The sequence below is a fragment of the Thiosulfatihalobacter marinus genome, from assembly GCF_016019955.1.
Lineage (GTDB): Bacteria > Pseudomonadota > Alphaproteobacteria > Rhodobacterales > Rhodobacteraceae > Shimia > Shimia marinus_A.
In genome coordinates, this window is record NZ_JAECRZ010000007.1 from 204,259 (window position 1) to 222,742 (window position 18,484).

The 18,484-nt window shown below is 59.7% G+C and carries 22 protein-coding genes and 1 tRNA gene; 19 read left to right on the forward strand and 4 right to left on the reverse strand.

Annotated features, from left to right (window positions below; translation table 11 throughout):
- Positions 1-21 precede the first annotated feature (21 nt).
- Positions 22-1,236 carry an NADP-dependent isocitrate dehydrogenase gene (locus I3253_RS12665; protein ID WP_197918040.1) on the reverse strand — a complete coding sequence of 405 codons (1,215 nt, stop codon included), beginning with the start codon at positions 1,234-1,236 and terminating at the stop codon, positions 22-24.
- Positions 1,237-1,402: 166 nt separating this feature from the next.
- On the opposite strand from I3253_RS12665, the gene I3253_RS12670 reads away from it, so the two are divergent.
- Positions 1,403-3,235, forward strand: a complete 1,833-nt coding sequence (locus I3253_RS12670; RefSeq protein ID WP_197918041.1) for a glycerophosphodiester phosphodiesterase family protein — start codon at positions 1,403-1,405, stop codon at positions 3,233-3,235.
- Positions 3,219-3,770: a hypothetical protein gene (locus tag I3253_RS12675; protein WP_232237029.1), complete on the forward strand. Its 552-nt coding sequence runs from the start codon at positions 3,219-3,221 to the stop codon at positions 3,768-3,770. The genes I3253_RS12670 and I3253_RS12675 overlap by 17 nt, the downstream gene beginning before the upstream one ends.
- Positions 3,771-3,773: 3 nt before the next feature.
- Here the strand turns inward: I3253_RS12675 and I3253_RS12680 are convergent, their stop codons facing one another.
- From I3253_RS12680 to I3253_RS12690, 3 genes are read right to left on the reverse strand one after another with little or no spacing between them, the layout of a single operon-like run.
- Positions 3,774-4,352: an HD domain-containing protein gene (locus I3253_RS12680; protein ID WP_197918042.1), complete on the reverse strand. Its 579-nt coding sequence runs from the start codon at positions 4,350-4,352 to the stop codon at positions 3,774-3,776.
- A complete protein-coding gene (locus I3253_RS12685; protein WP_197918043.1) occupies positions 4,349-4,585 on the reverse strand; it encodes a hypothetical protein in 237 nt (78 codons plus the stop codon). Before I3253_RS12685 ends, I3253_RS12680 begins: the two co-directional genes overlap by 4 nt.
- Positions 4,585-5,241 (reverse strand): alpha/beta hydrolase, encoded by a 657-nt coding sequence (locus I3253_RS12690; RefSeq protein WP_197918044.1) that lies wholly within the window; start codon positions 5,239-5,241, stop codon positions 4,585-4,587. Before I3253_RS12690 ends, I3253_RS12685 begins: the two co-directional genes overlap by 1 nt.
- 163 nt (positions 5,242-5,404) lie before the next feature.
- Between I3253_RS12690 and iscR the strand changes: the two genes are divergently transcribed.
- The 17 genes from iscR (at position 5,405) to I3253_RS12775 (ending at position 18,450) form a co-directional block, all read left to right on the forward strand.
- Entirely contained in the window at positions 5,405-5,869 is a 465-nt protein-coding gene (iscR, locus tag I3253_RS12695) for a Fe-S cluster assembly transcriptional regulator IscR (RefSeq protein ID WP_197918045.1), read from the forward strand.
- Positions 5,866-6,909: a cysteine desulfurase family protein gene (locus I3253_RS12700; protein ID WP_197918106.1), complete on the forward strand. Its 1,044-nt coding sequence runs from the start codon at positions 5,866-5,868 to the stop codon at positions 6,907-6,909. Before iscR ends, I3253_RS12700 begins: the two co-directional genes overlap by 4 nt.
- Positions 6,910-6,926: 17 nt before the next feature.
- Entirely contained in the window at positions 6,927-8,450 is a 1,524-nt protein-coding gene (gene sufB / locus I3253_RS12705; RefSeq protein ID WP_197918046.1) for a Fe-S cluster assembly protein SufB, read from the forward strand.
- Positions 8,443-8,637: a hypothetical protein gene (locus I3253_RS12710; protein WP_197918112.1), complete on the forward strand. Its 195-nt coding sequence runs from the start codon at positions 8,443-8,445 to the stop codon at positions 8,635-8,637. Before sufB ends, I3253_RS12710 begins: the two co-directional genes overlap by 8 nt.
- Positions 8,637-8,843 (forward strand): hypothetical protein, encoded by a 207-nt coding sequence (locus I3253_RS12715; protein WP_197918047.1) that lies wholly within the window; start codon positions 8,637-8,639, stop codon positions 8,841-8,843. The genes I3253_RS12710 and I3253_RS12715 overlap by 1 nt, the downstream gene beginning before the upstream one ends.
- A gap of 2 nt (positions 8,844-8,845) precedes the next feature.
- Positions 8,846-9,160, forward strand: coding sequence for a heavy metal-binding domain-containing protein (locus I3253_RS12720; protein ID WP_197918048.1), 315 nt, complete (start codon positions 8,846-8,848; stop codon positions 9,158-9,160).
- Between the two features lie 45 nt (positions 9,161-9,205).
- Positions 9,206-9,961, forward strand: coding sequence for a Fe-S cluster assembly ATPase SufC (sufC, locus tag I3253_RS12725; protein WP_197918050.1), 756 nt, complete (start codon positions 9,206-9,208; stop codon positions 9,959-9,961).
- Positions 9,961-11,247 carry a SufB/SufD family protein gene (locus I3253_RS12730; RefSeq protein ID WP_197918052.1) on the forward strand — a complete coding sequence of 429 codons (1,287 nt, stop codon included), beginning with the start codon at positions 9,961-9,963 and terminating at the stop codon, positions 11,245-11,247. Before sufC ends, I3253_RS12730 begins: the two co-directional genes overlap by 1 nt.
- Positions 11,247-11,735 (forward strand): YIP1 family protein, encoded by a 489-nt coding sequence (locus I3253_RS12735; RefSeq protein WP_197918108.1) that lies wholly within the window; start codon positions 11,247-11,249, stop codon positions 11,733-11,735. The genes I3253_RS12730 and I3253_RS12735 overlap by 1 nt, the downstream gene beginning before the upstream one ends.
- Positions 11,732-12,313 carry a Yip1 family protein gene (locus I3253_RS12740; protein WP_197918054.1) on the forward strand — a complete coding sequence of 194 codons (582 nt, stop codon included), beginning with the start codon at positions 11,732-11,734 and terminating at the stop codon, positions 12,311-12,313. The genes I3253_RS12735 and I3253_RS12740 overlap by 4 nt, the downstream gene beginning before the upstream one ends.
- Before the next feature lie 2 nt (positions 12,314-12,315).
- Positions 12,316-13,536, forward strand: coding sequence for a cysteine desulfurase (locus I3253_RS12745; RefSeq protein ID WP_197918056.1), 1,221 nt, complete (start codon positions 12,316-12,318; stop codon positions 13,534-13,536).
- 53 nt (positions 13,537-13,589) lie between these two features.
- Positions 13,590-13,666: transfer RNA gene (locus tag I3253_RS12750), tRNA-Arg, on the forward strand.
- Between the two features lie 770 nt (positions 13,667-14,436).
- A complete protein-coding gene (locus I3253_RS12755; RefSeq protein WP_197918059.1) occupies positions 14,437-15,642 on the forward strand; it encodes a tyrosine-type recombinase/integrase in 1,206 nt (401 codons plus the stop codon).
- A gap of 116 nt (positions 15,643-15,758) precedes the next feature.
- Positions 15,759-15,986: a helix-turn-helix domain-containing protein gene (locus I3253_RS12760; protein WP_197918061.1), complete on the forward strand. Its 228-nt coding sequence runs from the start codon at positions 15,759-15,761 to the stop codon at positions 15,984-15,986.
- Between the two features lie 4 nt (positions 15,987-15,990).
- Positions 15,991-16,326, forward strand: coding sequence for a hypothetical protein (locus I3253_RS12765; RefSeq protein WP_197918063.1), 336 nt, complete (start codon positions 15,991-15,993; stop codon positions 16,324-16,326).
- Between the two features lie 78 nt (positions 16,327-16,404).
- Entirely contained in the window at positions 16,405-17,490 is a 1,086-nt protein-coding gene (locus I3253_RS12770; protein ID WP_197918066.1) for a hypothetical protein, read from the forward strand.
- Between the two features lie 306 nt (positions 17,491-17,796).
- Positions 17,797-18,450 (forward strand): hypothetical protein, encoded by a 654-nt coding sequence (locus I3253_RS12775; RefSeq protein ID WP_232237030.1) that lies wholly within the window; start codon positions 17,797-17,799, stop codon positions 18,448-18,450.
- Positions 18,451-18,484: the final 34 nt, after the last annotated feature.

An 18,484-nucleotide genomic window follows, 5' to 3' on the forward strand; every position in this document is an offset into this window, starting at 1 on the left:
GCCGAGGGGGGCGGCAACTTGTCAGCCCGCAAGCGCCTTGTTCAGGTTTTCGTCGATCTTTTCCAGGAACCCCATGGTGGTAAGCCATCCCTGATCGGGACCGACGAGCAGGGCCAGATCCTTGGTCATGTGGCCGCTTTCCACCGTTTCCACGATCACCCGTTCCAGGGTTTCGGCAAAGGCCCGCAGCGCGACGTTTTCATCCAGCTTGGCGCGGTGCTTGAGACCACCGGTCCAGGCGTAGATCGAGGCGATGGAGTTGGTTGACGTGGCCTCGCCCGCCTGATGCTGGCGATAATGGCGGGTGACGGTTCCATGCGCGGCCTCGGCTTCGACGATCCGGCCATCGGGCGTCATCAGCTGCGATGTCATCAGCCCCAAAGAGCCAAAACCCTGCGCGACGGTGTCGGACTGTACGTCGCCGTCATAGTTCTTGCAGGCCCAGACAAATTTGCCGTTCCATTTCAGGGCACAGGCCACCATGTCGTCGATCAGACGGTGTTCGTACCAGATGCCCGCCTTCTTGAACCGGTCTTCGAACTCCTCTTCATAGACCTTCTGGAACAGATCCTTGAAGCGGCCGTCATAGGCCTTGAGAATGGTGTTCTTGGTGGACAGATACACCGGCCAGCCCAGATTGAGGCCGTAATTCAGCGAGGCGCGGGCAAAATCGATGATCGACGAGTCAAGGTTGTACATCGCCTGATAGACACCCGCCGACGGGGCATCGTAAACCTCGCGTTCGATCACCGAGCCGTCGGCGCCCTCGAACTTCATGGTCAGCTTGCCCGGTCCCGGAAAGGTGAAATCCGTGGCCTTGTACTGATCCCCAAAGGCGTGGCGCCCCACGACGATGGGATTTGTCCAGCCGGGCACCAGGCGGGGCACGTTGCGGCAGATGATCGGCTGGCGGAACACCACGCCGCCCAGGATGTTGCGGATCGTGCCATTGGGGCTGCGCCACATTTTCTTGAGGCCGAATTCCTCGACGCGCGCCTCGTCCGGGGTGATGGTGGCACATTTGACCGCCACGCCCACGTCTTTTGTCTTTTCGGCGGCGTCGATGGTGATCTGGTCTTCGGTGCGGTCGCGTTCCTCGATCCCCAGATCGTAATACAACAGATCAAGATCGAGATAGGGCAGGATCAGCTTGTCCTTGATGAACTGCCACATGATGCGGGTCATTTCATCGCCGTCCATTTCGACGATGGGGTTGTCTACCTTGATCTTGGTCATCGGGGCCTCCTGTGACATCCGAGTCGGTGTGTTTTGCGGCCTTGTAGCGGAGTTTCGCCCCGGGCGAAAGGAGCGGTATGCAATTGTATACAGAGTTTCGCGGATCGGGACAGTCGACCGGGTGCGCAAATGCATCTAGGTTGTCAGAAGTTGAGAGGATTCATTTATGATATTTCAGGACATCGTGGCAGGTTTTGGCACGGCGTGGCGGCTTCGGTGGCCGATTTGGGCGGTCCACCTTGGATTCAACCTGGCGCTGGGTTTGCTGTTGGTTCCGCTGATGGCGCTGGCGGTGCGGCTGGCCCTGTCTTTCGCGGGGCAGCCGGCGCTTGCGGATTTCGACATTGCCTATTTCCTGTTGTCACCTGTCGGGTTCATCTGCTTTCTTCTCCTTGCCGGTCTGGCGCTGTTTCTCTTCGTTCTGGATCTGGCCCTGATGATGGCGGTTGGGGTGCGGGCCCGCAGCAATGGCCAGCCGAACCTGTCTGATGCGGTGGCGCTGGTACTGCCGCGCGCCGTGGCAATCATCAAGCTGGGCGTTTGGCTGACCTTGCGCATCCTGGCGCTGAGCCTGCCGTTCCTGGCGGTTGCGGGAGCGATCTATGTTACACAGCTTACCGCGTTCGACATCAATTATTACCTGTCCCAAAGGCCACCAGAATTCCTGCGTGCTGTTGTGTTGATCGGTGGCGTGCTGGCGCTTTTGGTTCTGGTATTGGGACGGGCCCTGGTGCGTTGGACGCTGGTATTGCCGCTGGTCCTGTTCGAGGGTGTTTCCCCGCGTGCGGCGTTTTCGCAAAGCGCCCTTGAAATGAAGGGCAGCGAGATTGGCTTTGCACTGCGCATTGCGGGCTGGTTGATCGGGGCAACCGTGATCGGCGCGGTTCCGCTGGCGGTGATCGGCGCGGTGGCGGATGCCACGGTTTCGGGGTTTGACGGGCGGCTGTCGGTGCTTGTGGCAATGCTGGGGCTGTTCGCCGGGCTGGGCGCATTGGCGAATTTCGTGGTGACGGGTCTTTCGACCGGGGCGCTGGCCGCGCTGATCATGGCGCGCGCGGGGTGGCCTGATGCGCGCCTGACAGAATCGGCGCGCGATATGCCGCGCTGGGGGCTGGCGCTTGTTGCTGGCGCGGCGCTGGGGGCGGCGGTTCTGGGCGGGATCGGACTTGTCGGTCTGGCCCGGTTCGAGACCAGCCCGCGCGTACAGGTCATCGCCCATCGCGGGGCGGCGGGGGCGGCGCCGGAGAACACCATGGCCGCCTTTGCCAGGGCCATTGAGGTTGGGGCGGATTGGGTGGAGCTGGATGTGCAGGAATCCGGCGACGGCGACGTTGTCGTGGTGCATGACAGCGATTTCATGAAAATCGCCGGCGTCAATCTGAAGATCTGGGACGCGACACAAGCGGACCTGGCCGGGATCGACATTGGCGGCTGGTTCGATCCGGCATTTTCGGACCAGCGCACACCGTTGCTGCGCGATGCGCTGGAATTGGCCAGGGGCAGGGCCGGGGTTGTGATCGAATTGAAATACTACGGCCACGACGAAAGGCTGGAAGAGCGCGTGGTGGAGATTGTCGAGGATCTGGACATGGTGGAGCAGGTCAAGATCATGTCGCTGAAATACGATGCGGTGCGGAAGATGCGCGCCCTGCGGCCCGATTGGGAGATCGGGCTTCTGGCCACGGCCTCGCTGGGGCGGATGTGGGAGCTGGATGTGGATTTTCTGGCCGTGAACAGCGCGGCCGTGTCGCACCGGATGGTGCGCGAGACACGGGCGGCGGGCAAGGACCTGTATGTCTGGACGATCAATGACGCGCTGTCGATGTCGCAGATGGTGTCGATGGGTGTGGACGGGCTGATCACCGACGAACCGGAACTGGCAGGGCAAGTTCTGGCGGAACGGCATGAGCTGAACACATTGGAGCGGATGGTGCTTGGGTTGGCGGGGTCGCTGGGGCTGGACATGCGCAGCGGAGAGTATCGTGACGAGTCTCCCTAGGGCAGCAGTGCTGGCGACATTGCTTGTGGCGGCCACCGGGGCGGCCGGGGAGATGTCGGGGCCGACGGCGCGGCTGGAGCTTTGGCGCCATGAGCGGTTGCAGGACACCCGCGCAACCGAGGGCGCGACGCTGGCCCCGTTTACCACGGATGGCTGTTCCGGGGGCATGTCGGCGGTTTGGCAACAGGTTGCGCGGTGGTTCCCGGAATTTGGCGCGGCGCATGAGCAAGCGCCCCCCTGGGAAGCCTGTTGTGTGACCCATGACCGGGCCTATCATCTGGGCGGCCCGGACCCGGCGCCGATGGCCAGCTATCAGGCGCGGCTTGCGGCGGATCGGGCGTTGCGGGCCTGTGTCGTGGAAACCGGCGTGACCCGGAGCGCGGAATTGCAGCTGCGGTATGGCATGAGCGCGGCTCAGGTCGAGCGGGCCTATGAACAGTTCGGGCAGGCGATGTTCAGCGCGGTGCGGCTGGGCGGTGCGCCCTGTTCTGGGTTGCCCTGGCGCTGGGGGTATGGCTGGGCCCAGTGTTTCTGAGGGTCAGCGGGCAAACCAGCGCGCCAGTTTCGGGCGCAGCCATGCCCACAAGGCCGGGGCGCCGCGATGGATCGGCGTGCCGACGCGGGTGTCAAGCTGGTCGAGCGTGACATCGTAGTCGGTCCACGACCCGCCTCCGATTTCCATATTGGTGATTGGCGTGGGCAGACGGTCGATTGCCTTGGCAAATCGCGATTCGGGAGTTTCTGCCGCTTCAAATTCAAACCATAAGGTACGGAATTCATTCCGTAAATCTTCAGGCAATATGCCGAAAATCCGATCCGCGGCCGCCTTCTCGGCGGTCTCGACGGCGGCGCGGTCGACCTGTGCGTGAATGGGCGCGTCGCCCGCGTCGATCTCGACAATGTCGTGCAGCAGCAGCATCTTGAGCACGCGGTTGATGTTTACCGGTGTTTCGGCATGTTCCGCCAAGACCAGCGCATACAGCATCACGTGCCAGGAATGTTCGGCGGAATTCTCGAACCGGCTGTCGTCAATCAGCCGTGAGGCCCGCAACACCGATTTGAGATGATCGGTCTCTTTCAGAAAGGCGATCTGGGAATTGATGCGGGCCGTCGTCATTCGTCCGGCCCGGCGTTCTTTCGCGCTTCCTTGACCCGCGCCACCAGAAACGACCGGGCCTTTTCCTCGGCCAGCCGCACACGCACCTCTGTCAGAAACGCCTCTTCCAGCGATTGCGAGGCGGCGGCGAGAACGTTTCCGACCTCGACAAACAGGCGATCGTCGCCAGTAATCCGCTGTGCCTTCAGCGTGTCCTCGGCCAGCTTGGCCGCGAGTGTTTCGATCGTCCCCATCAGCGGGTGGTTTCGGTGAGTCGGCGTTTGACGTAATCGGTCACGTTGCCCACCATCTGGTCCATGTAGTTGTCGTTTTCAAAGAAATGCCCCGCACCGTCGATTTCGGTATGGGTGATGGTGATACCCTTCTGTTCGTGCAGCTTGTTGACCAGCGTATGCGTGTCTGGCGGCGGTGCCACCCTGTCGCTGGTGCCGTTGATCACCAGGCCCGAACTGGGGCAGGGCGCAAGGAACGAGAAATCATACATGTTTGCCGGCGGCGCGACGGAGATGAACCCGGTAATCTCGGGGCGGCGCATCAAAAGCTGCATGCCGATCCAGGCCCCGAACGAGAAACCGGCAACCCAGCAATGCTTGGAGTTGTTGTTCATCGATTGAAGGTAATCCAGCGCCGAGGCGGCATCGGACAATTCACCCACGCCCTGATCATATTCGCCCTGGCTGCGCCCCACGCCGCGGAAATTGAACCGCAAGACCGTGAAGCCCATATTGTAGAAGGCATAATGCAGATTATAGACAACCTTGTTGTTCATCGTCCCGCCGAATTGCGGGTGCGGATGCAGCACGATGGCAATGGGGGCGTCTTTTTCTTTCTGGGGGTGGTAGCGGCCTTCCAGGCGGCCTTCGGGTCCGGGAAAAATCACCTCGGGCATGGTGTGTCGCTTCTCTCCTGTGAAAGGTGCACGGCAATTCTTGACGAATTTGCTAGGACACCTTAGAACTGTTCTAATCACTGATCGGTATCGCAACCGGCAGGGTTTCAAGGGACTTAAGCGCACAGGGCGCTTTCGTCAATCTATTCGCAAGGGATGCGCGATGAAACTGTCTACGAAAGGCCGTTACGCAGTTGTCGCGCTGGCCGATATTGCCATGCAACCGGCGGATGGTCTGGTCAGCCTGTCCGAGATTTCCCGGCGTCAGGACATTTCACTGCCGTATCTGGAACAGTTGTTTGTCAAGCTGCGCCGGGCCGGGCTGGTGGACTCGGTGCGCGGCCCGGGTGGCGGGTATCGCCTGGCGCTGCCGCCGGCGGAAATTCGGGTGGTGGACATTCTGGGGGCCGTGGATGAAACGGTGTCTGCCCTGCATACGGGCGCCGGGGCAACGGGGGCGCTGAGCGGATCGCGGGCGCAATCCATGGCCAACCGCTTGTGGGAGGGGCTGTCGGCCCATGTCTATGTGTTCCTGCACCAGACGCGCCTGTCGGATGTCGTGCGCAATGACCTGGCGCCGTGCCCTGCGGTGCCGACCCTGTTTTCTGTGGTGGATGACGACGGCTGATGCGCGTGTATCTGGACCATAACGCCACAGCGCCCCTGCGCGCCGAAGCGCGCGAGGCGATGATTGCGGCGATGGATGTCGTGGGCAATCCATCCAGCGTGCATGGTGAGGGACGCCGCGCCAAGGCGATTGTGGAAAAGGCGCGTGGCCAGATTGCCAGCGCGCTTGGAGCGGACGGGGCGGATGTGATATTCACCTCGGGTGCCACGGAAGCGGCGGCACTGGCCCTGCGCGGACGGGAACTGCACGCCGGGGATATCGAACATGATGCGGTTGCGGCCTGGGTCGCATCGGATTTGCCGGTGGACGCTCAGGGGCGGGTGATCGTGGGCGACCCCGCGCGATGCGCGTTGCAACTGGCCAATTCGGAAACCGGCGTGGTGCAGGACTTGCCTGCGGGTCTGGCGGTTTCCGATATGACGCAGGGCTTTGGCAAACTGGCGCTGGCGTTCAACTGGTCCGGTGCCGGTATGGCACTGATTTCGGCGCACAAGCTGGGCGGGCCAAAAGGGATTGGCGCATTGGTGGTCAGGCGCGGCACGGATGTGGCCGCCCAGTTGCGCGGGGGTGGCCAGGAAATGGGCCGGCGCGCGGGCACGGAAAACGTGATCGGAGCCGCCGGATTTGCCGCTGCGGCCACGGCTGCGGCAAAAGATTTGGCGGATGGGGCGTGGGATCGGGTTGCGTCTTTACGCGATTTGCTGGAAGAGACCCTTGCCGTCGAGGCAAAAGATACCATTTTTGTCGGGAAAGGTTCCGGACGCCTGCCAAATACATCCTGTATCGCCACGCCCGGCTGGAAGGGTGAAACGCAGGTGATGCAGATGGATCTGGCCGGTTTCGCGATCAGTGCCGGGTCGGCCTGTTCGTCGGGCAAGGTGCGCGCCAGCCGGGTGCTGACCGCGATGGGATTTGAAGACGCCACTGCGGCAGGGGCCATCCGGGTCTCGCTGGGGCTGGAAACGAAACAGGAAGAGGTGATGCGCTTTGCCGAAAGCTGGCTGGCACATTACAGGAAATTCCGCGCCCGCGCGGCGTGAGTTGAACAGGAGAGATCATGGCCACTCTGGACCAGACGGATGTCAAGGAAGGTGTCGATCAGGAAACCGTCGATGCCGTGCGCGAAGTTGGCGGCAAGTACAAGTACGGCTGGGAAACCGAGATCGAGATGGACTATGCCCCAAAAGGGCTGACCGAGGACATCGTGCGCCTGATTTCGCACAAGAACGAAGAGCCGGAGTGGATGACAGAATGGCGGCTGGACGCTTATCGCCGCTGGCTGACCAAGGAAGAGCCGGATTGGGCGATGGTGGATTATCCCGAAATCGATTTTCAGGATCAATATTACTATGCCCGCCCCAAGAGCATGGAAATCAAGCCCAAGTCGCTGGACGAAGTCGACCCCAAGCTGTTGGCCACCTATGAAAAGCTGGGTATCCCGCTGAAAGAGCAGATGATCCTGGCCGGGGTTGAAGGGGCCGAGGCCGCGCCCGCCGAGGGGCGCAAGGTGGCTGTGGACGCGGTGTTCGATTCCGTGTCGGTCGGCACGACGTTCCAGAAAGAACTGAAAGCGGCGGGGGTTATCTTCTGTTCGATTTCCGAGGCGATCCGCGAGCATCCTGAACTGGTCCGCAAATACCTGGGATCGGTGGTGCCGGTGTCGGACAATTTTTATGCGACGCTCAATTCGGCCGTGTTCTCGGATGGCTCGTTTGTCTATATCCCGCCGGGGGTACGTTGCCCGATGGAATTGTCGACCTATTTCCGCATCAATGCCGAAAACACCGGCCAGTTCGAGCGCACGCTGATCATTGCCGACAAGGGCAGCTATGTCAGCTATCTGGAAGGCTGCACCGCGCCGCAACGCGACACCAGCCAGTTGCACGCCGCCGTGGTGGAGATCATTGTCGAGGAAGACGCCGAGGTGAAATACTCCACGGTGCAGAACTGGTACCCGGGCGATGAAAACGGCAAGGGCGGCATCTATAACTTTGTGACCAAGCGCGCCGATTGCCGCGGCGACCGTGCCAAGGTGATGTGGACACAGGTGGAGACCGGCTCTGCCGTGACCTGGAAATACCCGTCCTGCATCCTGCGCGGCGATGACAGCCAGGGCGAGTTTTATTCGATCGCCATCACCAACCACCACCAACAGGCCGACACCGGCACCAAGATGATCCATCTGGGCAAGAACACCAAGTCGCGCATTGTCTCCAAGGGGATCAGCGCGGGCGTGGCGCAAAACACGTACCGGGGCCTTGTGTCGATGCACCCAAGGGCGAAGAATTCCCGCAACTATACACAGTGCGACAGCTTGTTGATCGGCGACAAATGCGGCGCGCATACGGTGCCCTATATCGAAGTCAGGAACAACTCGTCGAGAGTGGAGCACGAGGCCACGACGTCCAAGGTGGATGATGACCAGATGTTCTATTGCCGCCAGCGCGGCATGGACGAGGAAGAGGCCGTGGCGCTGATCGTCAACGGGTTTGCCAAGGAGGTGCTTCAGGCGCTGCCGATGGAATTTGCCATGGAAGCGCAACAGCTTGTGGCGATTTCGCTGGAGGGGTCCGTTGGCTGATTTCACACGACGCATCGAGGCCGCGATCCCCATTGTCATGCCGGCGCTTGGCGGGCTGGCCGGGGTGATCTGGGTGAACATGAACAAGTCGGAATTCATCAATCCCGTGTTGGGGATTGGCGGGGGCATCGTGGGCGGCTGGATCGCCGGCCGGATCCTTCTGAAACTCATGCAACGGCGGCGCTGATGGAAACCCTGCAAATCCTCATGCAGAAATCCGCGGGCGCGGGGGCGGGCGTGGCCATTGGAACGGCCATTGGCCTGCTGGTGCGGCGCCACCGGACCGGCAACAGTAACGGGCTGATCAATGGATCCATCTTTGTCACCTCGGCGGTCTTCGGAACGGTCGCGCTGGGCGTGATGATGCTGATCACCTATGTCGGAGGGTTCTGAGCATGATCGTGACGACAACACCCGGCATCGAGGGGCGCCGGATCACCGAATACCACGGCATTGTCGTGGGTGAGGCAATCATGGGCGCCAATCTGGTGCGCGATTTCTTTGCCTCGATCACCGATGTGGTTGGCGGGCGCTCGGGCGCCTATGAAAGCAAATTGCAGGATGCGCGCGAAGTCGCGCTGGCGGAACTGGAAGCGCGGGCGGCAGGCAAGGGCGCCAATGCCGTGGTGGGCGTGGATCTGGATTACGAAGTCGTGGGCGACTCGATGTTGATGGTTTCGGCCAGCGGCACCGCCGTCTCCGTGGAATAACAGGGCGGCGCGCGAACCGTCCGGGAAATGTCGAAGGAAGATAATATGTTGGAAATCAGGGGCCTGAGGGTCAAACTTGAAGAAGAAGACAAGCAGATCCTCAAGGGTGTGGATCTGACGGTCGAGGCGGGCAAAGTGCACGCGATCATGGGGCCGAACGGATCGGGTAAATCGACGCTGTCCTATGTGCTGTCGGGTCGTGACGGGTATGAAGTGACCGGTGGAAGCGCCACTTTGGAGGGTGCGGACCTTCTGGAACTGGAGCCGGAAGAACGCGCCGCGCTGGGGTTGTTTCTGGCATTCCAGTATCCGGTGGAAATTCCCGGCGTCGGCAACATGACCTTCCTGCGCACCGCCGTGAACGCCCAGCGCAAGGCGAAAGGGCTGGAAGACATGTCGGCGGCCGAGTTCCTGAAGGTGATCCGGGCCAAGGCCAAGACGCTGAAGATCGATGCGGACATGCTGAAACGTCCCGTCAATGTGGGGTTCTCGGGCGGTGAGAAAAAGCGCAACGAAATCCTGCAAATGGCGATGCTGGAACCCAAGATGTGCATCCTGGACGAGACCGACTCGGGGTTGGACGTGGACGCCATGAAGCTTGTGTCCGAGGGCGTGAACGCATTGCGTGATGCGGGCCGCGGATTTCTTGTGATCACCCACTATCAGCGCTTGCTGGACCATATCAAACCGGATGTGGTGCATATCATGGCCGACGGGCGGATCGTCAAATCCGGCGGGCCGGAACTGGCGCTGGAAGTGGAACAGAACGGCTATGCCGATATCCTGGCCGAGGTGGCGTAATGGCGCTGGACGATCGAAAAGCAAGCGACACCGAGGCGCGGCTGGCGGCAATGGTCATGCCCGATGTGGGCTGTACCAAGGCCGCGCGGGGCGCGGCGCTGGAACGGGTGCGCGCCATGGGGCTGCCGCAACGTCGCGACGAGTACTGGAAATTTACCCGTCCTGACACCCTGACCCGGACCGACGCGCCGCGCGCGGCGGTATTCGATGCGGGTGAAGAACCGATGTTTGCCGGGTTTGACCGGCTCAGGATCGTGTTCGTCGACGGGGTTTTCAGCCCCGAGCGTTCCGATGATCTTGCGTTGGAAGGAGTTCAGATCGACCGGCTGGAAGATGTCTGTTGTCAGGATGATCACTGGGCCGAAGACCTGTATGGCACGCTGGAGGCGGCCGGGCAGGTGCCGGTGGATCGCCCGTTGGCGGCGCTGAACACGGCTTTTGCTGGGGACGGTGTGACGATCCGGGTGACGGGAAAGCCGTCCAGACCGATCAGCCTTGTCTACACGCACGAGGATGAAGGCTCGGATGTTTTCCTGCATCATGTGGTGCGGGTGGAAAGCGGGGCCGAAGCGACCATTCTGGAGAATGGCCCGGCAGCGGCGCGGTTCAACAAGTGCATGGAAATCGACATTGCCGATGGCGGTGTATTGCACCATGTGCGCGCGCAGGGACGCGATCACGAGCGCCGCGCGGTGACGCATATGTTTGCCAGGCTTGGGCGCGAATCTGTGTTCAAGAGCTTTACGCTGACTGTGAATGGTGTGTTGACGCGCAACGAAACCGTTATCACGCTGGCCGGAGATGACGCGGTGGCGCATGTGGCCGGGGCCTGTGCGGGCGATGGTGATTTCCACCATGACGACACGGTCTTCATCACCCATGACGCGGTGAATTGCGAAAGCCGGCAGGTTTTCAAGAAAGTCCTGCGCAATGGTGCTACCGGCGTGTTCCAGGGCAAGATTCTGGTCAAATCAGGGGCGCAGAAGACCGACGGATACCAGATCAGCCAGTCGCTGTTGCTGGATGAGGACAGCCAGTTCCTCGCCAAGCCGGAGCTGGAGATTTATGCCGATGACGTGGCCTGTTCGCATGGCTCGACTTCGGGGGCGATTGACGAGGATGCGCTGTTCTATCTGCGCGCGCGCGGCGTGCCCAGGGAGATCGCGACGGATCTTCTGACCCTGGCGTTTCTGGCGGAGGCCGTGGAAGAGATTGAGCGCGAAGACCTGCGCAACGACATTGTCGGGAGAATGACCGAGTGGCTGGAACGCCGGCGTCAGATCTGATGTCGGTGACAGGGGACATGCTGGCCACCTATCGGGGGCCACGCGCGGTGGTGTCGCGGCTCCTTGCCGCCGGAGTGCGCGAAGACCGGGCGCTGGCCATTCTTATGGCGGGCTGCGTGATCGTTTTCGTGGCGCAATGGCCCCGCCTTGCGCGCGAGGCGTATTTCACCGGACAGGAGCTTAATCCGCTGATGGGTGGCGCGTTGCTTGGTTGGCTGTTCGTGGCGCCGCTGTTTTTCTATGCGCTGGCAATGGTGTCCTATCTGCTGTTGCGTGTGCTGGGCCGCCGGATCAGCGCTTATGGTGCGCGGGTGGCTTTGTTCTGGGCGCTGTTCGCGGCGTCGCCGCTGATCCTGTTGCACGGACTTGTTGCAGGGTTTGTCGGGCCGGGCCCCGCGCTTGGCGCGGTCGGGTTGATCTGGGTGGCGGTGTTTTTATGGTTCTGGAGTGCCGGTTTGGTGCAGGCGGGCAGGGAGGCCAGGGCATGATTGTCTTTTTTCGCGAACTCTTCGTATTGACGATCCGCAACCCGGCAGAGGCGGCCAGGTTGCTTGTGGGACAAGGAATGGACAGGAGCATCTGCTGGATGATCCTTGGTCTTGCGGTAATCCTAAACACCCTGGCCTACTTCCTGTCGACCACGCTGTTTCCTGTGCCGGCGGAATTCACGATGGCATTGTTTACGTCGCCGGTTCTTGTCACTTTTGTGCTGGGCGGGGTGGTGGTGATTTTCGTGTTTGCCTTTTACTGGGTCGGGCGCGCCATGGGGGGGCAGGCGGCGTTTGAGGATATTCTGCTGATGATGGGCTGGCTGCAATACATGCGGCTGGCGGTACAGCTGGTGTCTCTGGTGCTGATGCTTTTCCTGCCGGGGCTGGCCCAGATTTTTGTAATGGCTACCGGCCTTTACGGCGCCTGGGTGGTGATCAATTTCCTGATGGTGGCGCATCGTTTCGATACGATTGGCAAGGCCGTGATGATGCTGATCTTTACGCTGATGGGGCTGACCGTGGGCCTGTCGATCTTTCTTTCGGTCATTGGTGTGACCGCAATGGGGATGTCCTGAAAATGTATGATGTCACCAAGATCCGGTCCGATTTCCCGATCCTGAGCCGGGAAGTGAACGGCAAGCCGCTGACCTATCTGGACAATGGCGCCTCGGCGCAAAAACCGCAGGTCGTGATCGATGCGGTCACGCGGGCCTATAGCCGGGAGTATTCAAATGTTCACCGGGGCTTGCACTATCTCTCCAATCTGGCGACGGATGAATACGAGGCGGTGCGCGGCAAGATCGCGCGCTTTGTGAATGCCGCCCATGAGGACGAGATCGTGCTGAATTCCGGCACGACCGAGGGCATCAACATGGTGGCCTATGGCTGGGCCATGCCGCGGATGCAGGCCGGGGACGAGATCGTTCTGTCGGTCATGGAACATCACGCCAATATCGTGCCCTGGCATTTTCTGCGTGAACGGCAGGGCGTGGTGTTGAAATGGGTGGATGTGGACGCCACCGGCGCGTTGGACCCGCAAGCCGTGATCGACGCGATCGGGCCCAAAACCAAGCTCGTGGCGGTGACACATTGCTCCAATGTGTTGGGCACGGTGGTGGACGTAAAGACGATCTGTGCAGGCGCCCATGCCAGGGGCGTGCCGGTGTTGGTGGATGGGTCGCAGGGGGCGGTGCACTTGCCCGTGGATGTGCAGGACATCGACTGTGACTTCTACGCGATTACCGGGCACAAGCTGTATGGCCCGTCCGGGTCGGGCGCGATTTACTGCAAGCCAGAGCGCATGGCGGAAATGCGCCCGTTTCTGGGGGGGGGCGATATGATCAAGGAGGTCTCCAAGGAGGCCGTGATCTATAACGATCCGCCCATGAAATTCGAGGCCGGCACGCCGGGCATCGTTCAGACCATCGGGCTGGGTGTGGCTCTGGATTATCTGATGGATCTGGGTATGGACAACGTGGCCCGCCACGAAGCGGGATTGCGCGATTATGCCATGCAACGTCTGGGCGGGCTGAACTGGTTGCAGATCCAGGGAACCACGCCGGACAAGGCCGCGATCTTCAGCTTTACGCTGGACGGGGCGGCCCATGCGCATGACATCTCGACAATTCTGGACAAGAAAGGCGTGGCGGTGCGCGCCGGGCATCACTGTGCCGGGCCGTTGATGGACCATCTTGGCGTCACGGCAACCTGTCGGGCGTCCTTTGGCCTGTATAACACAACCGACGAGGTGGATACGCTGGTGGACGCGCTGGAACTGGCGCATGAACTGTTTGCCTGAGCCGCAATTTTGACATTGCGGCCCCGGTCGGTGCGGATTATACCGCGCGTCAGGCACCTGTAGCTCAGCTGGATAGAGCGCTGCCCTCCGAAGGCAGAGGCCAGAGGTTCGAATCCTCTCAGGTGCGCCATTTCACTTTCGACTGTTGAAAATCCCTCCAACACCTTGAAAGGGAAAGAAAAAATCGCGGTTCGAACACCCTGACTACGGCTGTACCGAACAGGCTCCGAAAATGCCATTCGAAGCACCGTTTTTTGCCACTCAATCCGACCATTTTGCCAGATATTCCAGCGGCTTGACAGAAAGTGCAGCGCGAGTTCGAACAACTCCTTCAGAGTATTCTTCGGCTTGCCGCCCATCGCCACCCGCTCTTCGAGTACCCACCGAGACAACGGCTGGAAATGATTTGGATGCACCGAGAACAACCGCTGACGGGCCAACTGGTTCTCAACCACCTGAAAGTCGTCATTTGCTGGTGTTCCTGACGCATAGTGCAGCATCGGTGCGCTTGCTCCTGATTATGCTGTGAGCAAGGCACTGATTTCAAACAGATTCGCTCAGCCGATTTCCTAATCGTTAACCAAACGAGGTTACCAAAGCGTTAACGCCGTGCCGCCAGTGTCAATGTTGCAGAAAACAAAAACCGCCCCGGAGGGCGGCTTTGTAACACTTTGATCTCGTTAAGAGATTTTGGCTCCGGCGGTAGGGATCGAACCTACGACCAATTGATTAACAGTTACCATTGCCATTATTCCCCCAAAGCTCCACATGCCTACACAAATCATTACATGCCATTGAAAATAAATGATAAACCTATCTTGCGCGATCTTTCTTTCCACTCCATAGTCGTCGGTATCCGCTCAATGTCTGCCTACTAAATGCCTACTAATTGGATGTAAGATGCCAAAGTTGACTGCGCAATTTGTCAGAGACCTGCCGTTCGCTAGAGCCGGGCAGTCCCTGATAACAGACGATGCATTGCCAGGCTTTGGTGTGAGGGTTGGCACGAGATCGAAATCCTATTTCGCTGAAAGCCGCGTGAAGGGGCGAACCCGGCGCGTCACGCTTGGCCGGGCTGACACCTTGACGCTCAATGATGCCCGAAAGCTCGCCATGAAGGCGCTGGCTGAAATGGCCGATGGCAAAAACCGCAACGCCCAACTCAGGCAAGACCGGGCCAAGCTCATGACCCTTGGCCAAGCGATGGACGGGTGGCTAGAAGAGCGCCCACACCGTGACGGCACGGCTGCGACATACCGGGCTACGATGCAGCGTGAGTTTGGCGATTGGCTGAGCATGGAACTGCGCCGGATCACACCCAAGCAATTCCAGACCCGTTTTCATGAAATCAAGGACCGCACCCCCGCTGGGGCCGCTCTGGCTGTGCGCACGTTCAAGAGTTGCTGGAATTGGGCACGGGCTGACGTGACCGATGCTGAGGGAAACCCGCTATTGCCGGAATGCCCCGCCGATATCGTGAAGCGCAAAAAGATCATGCCCAAGCCAAAGCGCCGAAAGACTTTTGTGAGCGATTGGAAGGCGTTTTTTGAGGCATTGGATACCCTTGAAACAAATTCAAACCGCCACCCTGAGGCGGGGGAGAAGTTCAAAGCTTATGTTGAATTGCTTGCGCGCACCGGAATGCGAAAGACTGAGGCCGCCTATCTGGAATGGGCCGATGTGGACCTAAAGGCCAAGACGTTGACCATCATAGCTGAGAGGGCGAAAAACGGGGAAGCCATAACCCTGCCATTAGCCCAGCAAGCCGTTAGGCTCTTTGAGGCTCAGGAAGAGCGCACCGGGGGCGAAACCTATGTTTGGGGGGCTGCACCCTATGGCGACCCACGCAAGACGCTCATGGCCTTTCGTGAGGCGCTTGGCTGGCCTATCGGCTTCCATGACCTGCGCCGCAGTTTTTCCACGGTGGCGACACGACTTGATGTCCAGCAAACCAAACTCAAACAGCTCATGAACCACTCGACGGCCAATGACGTGACCGCCGGATACCAGATTTTGACTGACCCTGAAATGATGCTGGGGGCGGTTCAGGCAATTAGCGACTATATTGATGAAAGAAGAGGGATTGAATCCTTAGCTGAGGCGTGATAGATGGAAATTTGCGTTCGGCAAGGAGGCCCGTCCTGCTGCATTGGCGACCCTAGGGTCGCGGGTGGAGCGGGCAGACGCGAAGCAATCTTCTATTCCTTGCCATGGAGCGCGTCATGCCCATCAAATTAAATAGATCTGTCTCGTCTGTGGACGACCTTCTGACGACCGACGAAGCCGCGAAGTTGCTTGGCGTCAGCCGCCGCTTTCTCGATAAGGACCGCCATGAAGCGCGGGCTAACGGCACCTCTCCCAAAATTCCATACATGAACATGGGGCACCGCACCGTGCGCTATCGTCGCGGCGATGTGATTGTTTTCCTTGATGAAAGCCGGGTGGAGTGAGCGCATGGAAAATCAGTCTCACGCACATGCGCACGCGCACGGCGCGCATACACGCGAAGGGGAGCGTGACCTGTTGTCACCTGATTTCGTCTTTCAGTTTTATTTGGCCTGGAAGGAGCTCGAAGACCAAATCCAAGACCTTCAGGACAGCAAGAAATCCATGATTGCAAATGTCAGGTCGAGATACTCGCGACATCACGCCGAGGCGCTCAAAATCACGATGCGCCGAGCGCTAATGGACAAAAATAAGAGAGCCGAAGCCGCAGTTTTCAATGATATGGCGACCTACTACGTCGACCTGTTGGAGGCCGAAATTGACGCGAGGGTGAACAATGTTTGATCACACCCGAGAGAGCCGTGCCCATGTTTCGAACCAATGTGGTCTCCACGCTTTCGCAGGCAAGGCGGGGGCTGATCCATGACACATACCGACGTGTATCAGATCAACGACTTGAAGGATTTCAAGGGCTGGAGACTGGCAAACCCGAACGCCGCCAAGCTGCTCGACACAATTATTTTCAGATGGCGGGTGTCCACGATCAAGGTGCGGGGAAAACCTGGGCCATGGGCAGTATACCCAAGACAGGATTGGTGTATGCATTCGGGGCTTTCGTTCGACCAGTACAAGCGCGCGTTGCGCGTTCTCGTTGCCGATGGCCTTGTCTTGAGCGAGCGCCACCGTTTCGGCGGCTCCAAGGTCCTTGCTCATCTGCAACCCTCTTCCCGAGCGCTCGACTACGCGGGAAGGCCGGACGACATCAAGCGCCTCGGTGCGGCCTATTCACCACCGGGCGCACCTCCGCCTGCACCCCCGAATGCTCCAATCGGTGCGCCAACCGATTACACACATAAACCGAAAGGAACGATCAATACGACCGATACGACAGTTTGCGCTTCCTTTTCGGAAGACGCACCAAGTCCCCCTTCGGGAAACCCCTTTCCCGGGGAAGGAGAAAAGAAAACTGCCGCAGGCCTTCCGCTACCACTGCACGAACCAATCTCTGAGGTTTGGCAGGAGGCAGTCGAAAAGAGCTTTCCCAGCACTCTGCTGCCGCTCACGTCCGTTCAAGGCAAGCAGCTCAAAGATTTCGTGAAGGCCTGTCCGCCAGACTATGCTGGTAACATTCTCCGGCACGCGATTGAGAACTGGCCATCGCTTGTTGGCTACGCGAAGACGCACCACGCTGCATTCAAGGTGCCAGATACGCCGACAACAGGTTTCCTGCTAAAATTCATCCAAACGGCGATTTTTCTCTGGCAACAGGAGTACAATCTCGAGTGGGCAAACGGAGAGTTTATATCCAAGGGCACTGTCGGTCCGAAGGTTGAAGCGCCGGGGCCTTCATCAATGCAGACAACGCCTTCGACTGGAAAGAAGGCGAAGCACACACCGAAAAAGAAGAAGATGTCTTGGGAAGAAGTGCAAGCTGTCATGGCGGAAGACAGTTCCGAATTTCACGAAAAGTACCCGAACCTGAAACCTGGCTCCAACAATCAAAGCTAGGCTATTTCCTTAGATCAACAAAAGTGTCCCTGAACCCGACCGGGACAGTTTTCGCGACAATCCAATTTCCTTGCTTTGGGCAACGGGGATTGGGCGAAATCGCCTTTCTGAAAGTGGGAATTTGGCGGGGGTCCCAGTAGCGACAAAATGTGGACGTTTGGGGTACTCGTAGTGGATTGCAATCAATTGCACTCAATATATTGCGCCCATCTGGCCGATTTCCCTTCCCCTGTAGGTGTCACTGGATACGCTTAATGTGGGTGAGACGATCTCGCCCCCCTCCGAAAATGCCAAGGAGGGCACGACGTGATAGACACATCCAAACTCACCAGATTTCAGACCATCGCCGCGCAGGAGATTGCCGCAGTTGATCCGGGGCCAAGGATCGCCCCGTTTACCAGCACCCAGTGGGTCGCCAGCTCGTTGTTGCAGAAGGCCATCCGCCGTGGCGACCTGTATGCGGCGCGTCAAGCCGGACGGTTTTTGCTGGAGGCCAAAAGGGAACACCTGCTGCGCCGTCTCAATGTCATCGCCGCCGAAGACATCGGCATGGCGGATATCGAAACCGTGGGGATTACAGCCGCCTGTCTGGCCAGCGCCAAGATACGGCGAGATCTGGGCGGGGATGTCTTGGTCACGGATTACCTGATCCGGCGCATGGTGGACGCCCGCAAATCCCGCGCTGCCGATGATCTACTCATGAGCCTCGAACGGCTGCCTGATCTGGCCGAAGATCGCACCCACTTCGCCGCCATGTCAGATGACCGCCTGCGCCAGATTGTTCTGGGTTGCCCGTCGCTCGACCGGAAAGCACTCGCGCTTTGGTATCTGATCGGCACCGCCCGTTGCCAGAGCGATCACCTGCCGACCCGCAAAGGCAATCCGAACTTGGCCTTCGATACCCTGGCTGAATTGGGTGAAGTGGTCCCGGTTTTTCGGACAGCTCAGCGGCTGATCTAAGGTGTATCCGGGTTGGTTTTCATGCCGCCAATTT

Excerpts from the sequence above, each read along its gene's own strand:
- I3253_RS12735 (WP_197918108.1), top strand. The coding sequence starts at position 11,247 with ATGTCGGTGACAGGGGACATGCTGGCCACCTATCGGGGGCCACGCGCG.
- I3253_RS12755 (WP_197918059.1), top strand. The coding sequence starts at position 14,437 with ATGCCAAAGTTGACTGCGCAATTTGTCAGAGACCTGCCGTTCGCTAGA.
- I3253_RS12770 (WP_197918066.1), top strand. The coding sequence starts at position 16,405 with ATGACACATACCGACGTGTATCAGATCAACGACTTGAAGGATTTCAAG.
- I3253_RS12665 (WP_197918040.1), bottom strand. The coding sequence starts at position 1,236 with ATGACCAAGATCAAGGTAGACAACCCCATCGTCGAAATGGACGGCGAT.
- I3253_RS12670 (WP_197918041.1), top strand. The coding sequence starts at position 1,403 with ATGATATTTCAGGACATCGTGGCAGGTTTTGGCACGGCGTGGCGGCTT.
- I3253_RS12715 (WP_197918047.1), top strand. The coding sequence starts at position 8,637 with ATGGAAACCCTGCAAATCCTCATGCAGAAATCCGCGGGCGCGGGGGCG.
- I3253_RS12760 (WP_197918061.1), top strand. The coding sequence starts at position 15,759 with ATGCCCATCAAATTAAATAGATCTGTCTCGTCTGTGGACGACCTTCTG.
- I3253_RS12765 (WP_197918063.1), top strand. The coding sequence starts at position 15,991 with ATGGAAAATCAGTCTCACGCACATGCGCACGCGCACGGCGCGCATACA.
- I3253_RS12730 (WP_197918052.1), top strand. The coding sequence starts at position 9,961 with ATGGCGCTGGACGATCGAAAAGCAAGCGACACCGAGGCGCGGCTGGCG.
- iscR (WP_197918045.1), top strand. The coding sequence starts at position 5,405 with ATGAAACTGTCTACGAAAGGCCGTTACGCAGTTGTCGCGCTGGCCGAT.
- sufC (WP_197918050.1), top strand. The coding sequence starts at position 9,206 with ATGTTGGAAATCAGGGGCCTGAGGGTCAAACTTGAAGAAGAAGACAAG.
- I3253_RS12690 (WP_197918044.1), bottom strand. The coding sequence starts at position 5,241 with ATGCCCGAGGTGATTTTTCCCGGACCCGAAGGCCGCCTGGAAGGCCGC.
- I3253_RS12720 (WP_197918048.1), top strand. The coding sequence starts at position 8,846 with ATGATCGTGACGACAACACCCGGCATCGAGGGGCGCCGGATCACCGAA.
- I3253_RS12685 (WP_197918043.1), bottom strand. The coding sequence starts at position 4,585 with ATGGGGACGATCGAAACACTCGCGGCCAAGCTGGCCGAGGACACGCTG.
- I3253_RS12740 (WP_197918054.1), top strand. The coding sequence starts at position 11,732 with ATGATTGTCTTTTTTCGCGAACTCTTCGTATTGACGATCCGCAACCCG.
- sufB (WP_197918046.1), top strand. The coding sequence starts at position 6,927 with ATGGCCACTCTGGACCAGACGGATGTCAAGGAAGGTGTCGATCAGGAA.
- I3253_RS12680 (WP_197918042.1), bottom strand. The coding sequence starts at position 4,352 with ATGACGACGGCCCGCATCAATTCCCAGATCGCCTTTCTGAAAGAGACC.
- I3253_RS12745 (WP_197918056.1), top strand. The coding sequence starts at position 12,316 with ATGTATGATGTCACCAAGATCCGGTCCGATTTCCCGATCCTGAGCCGG.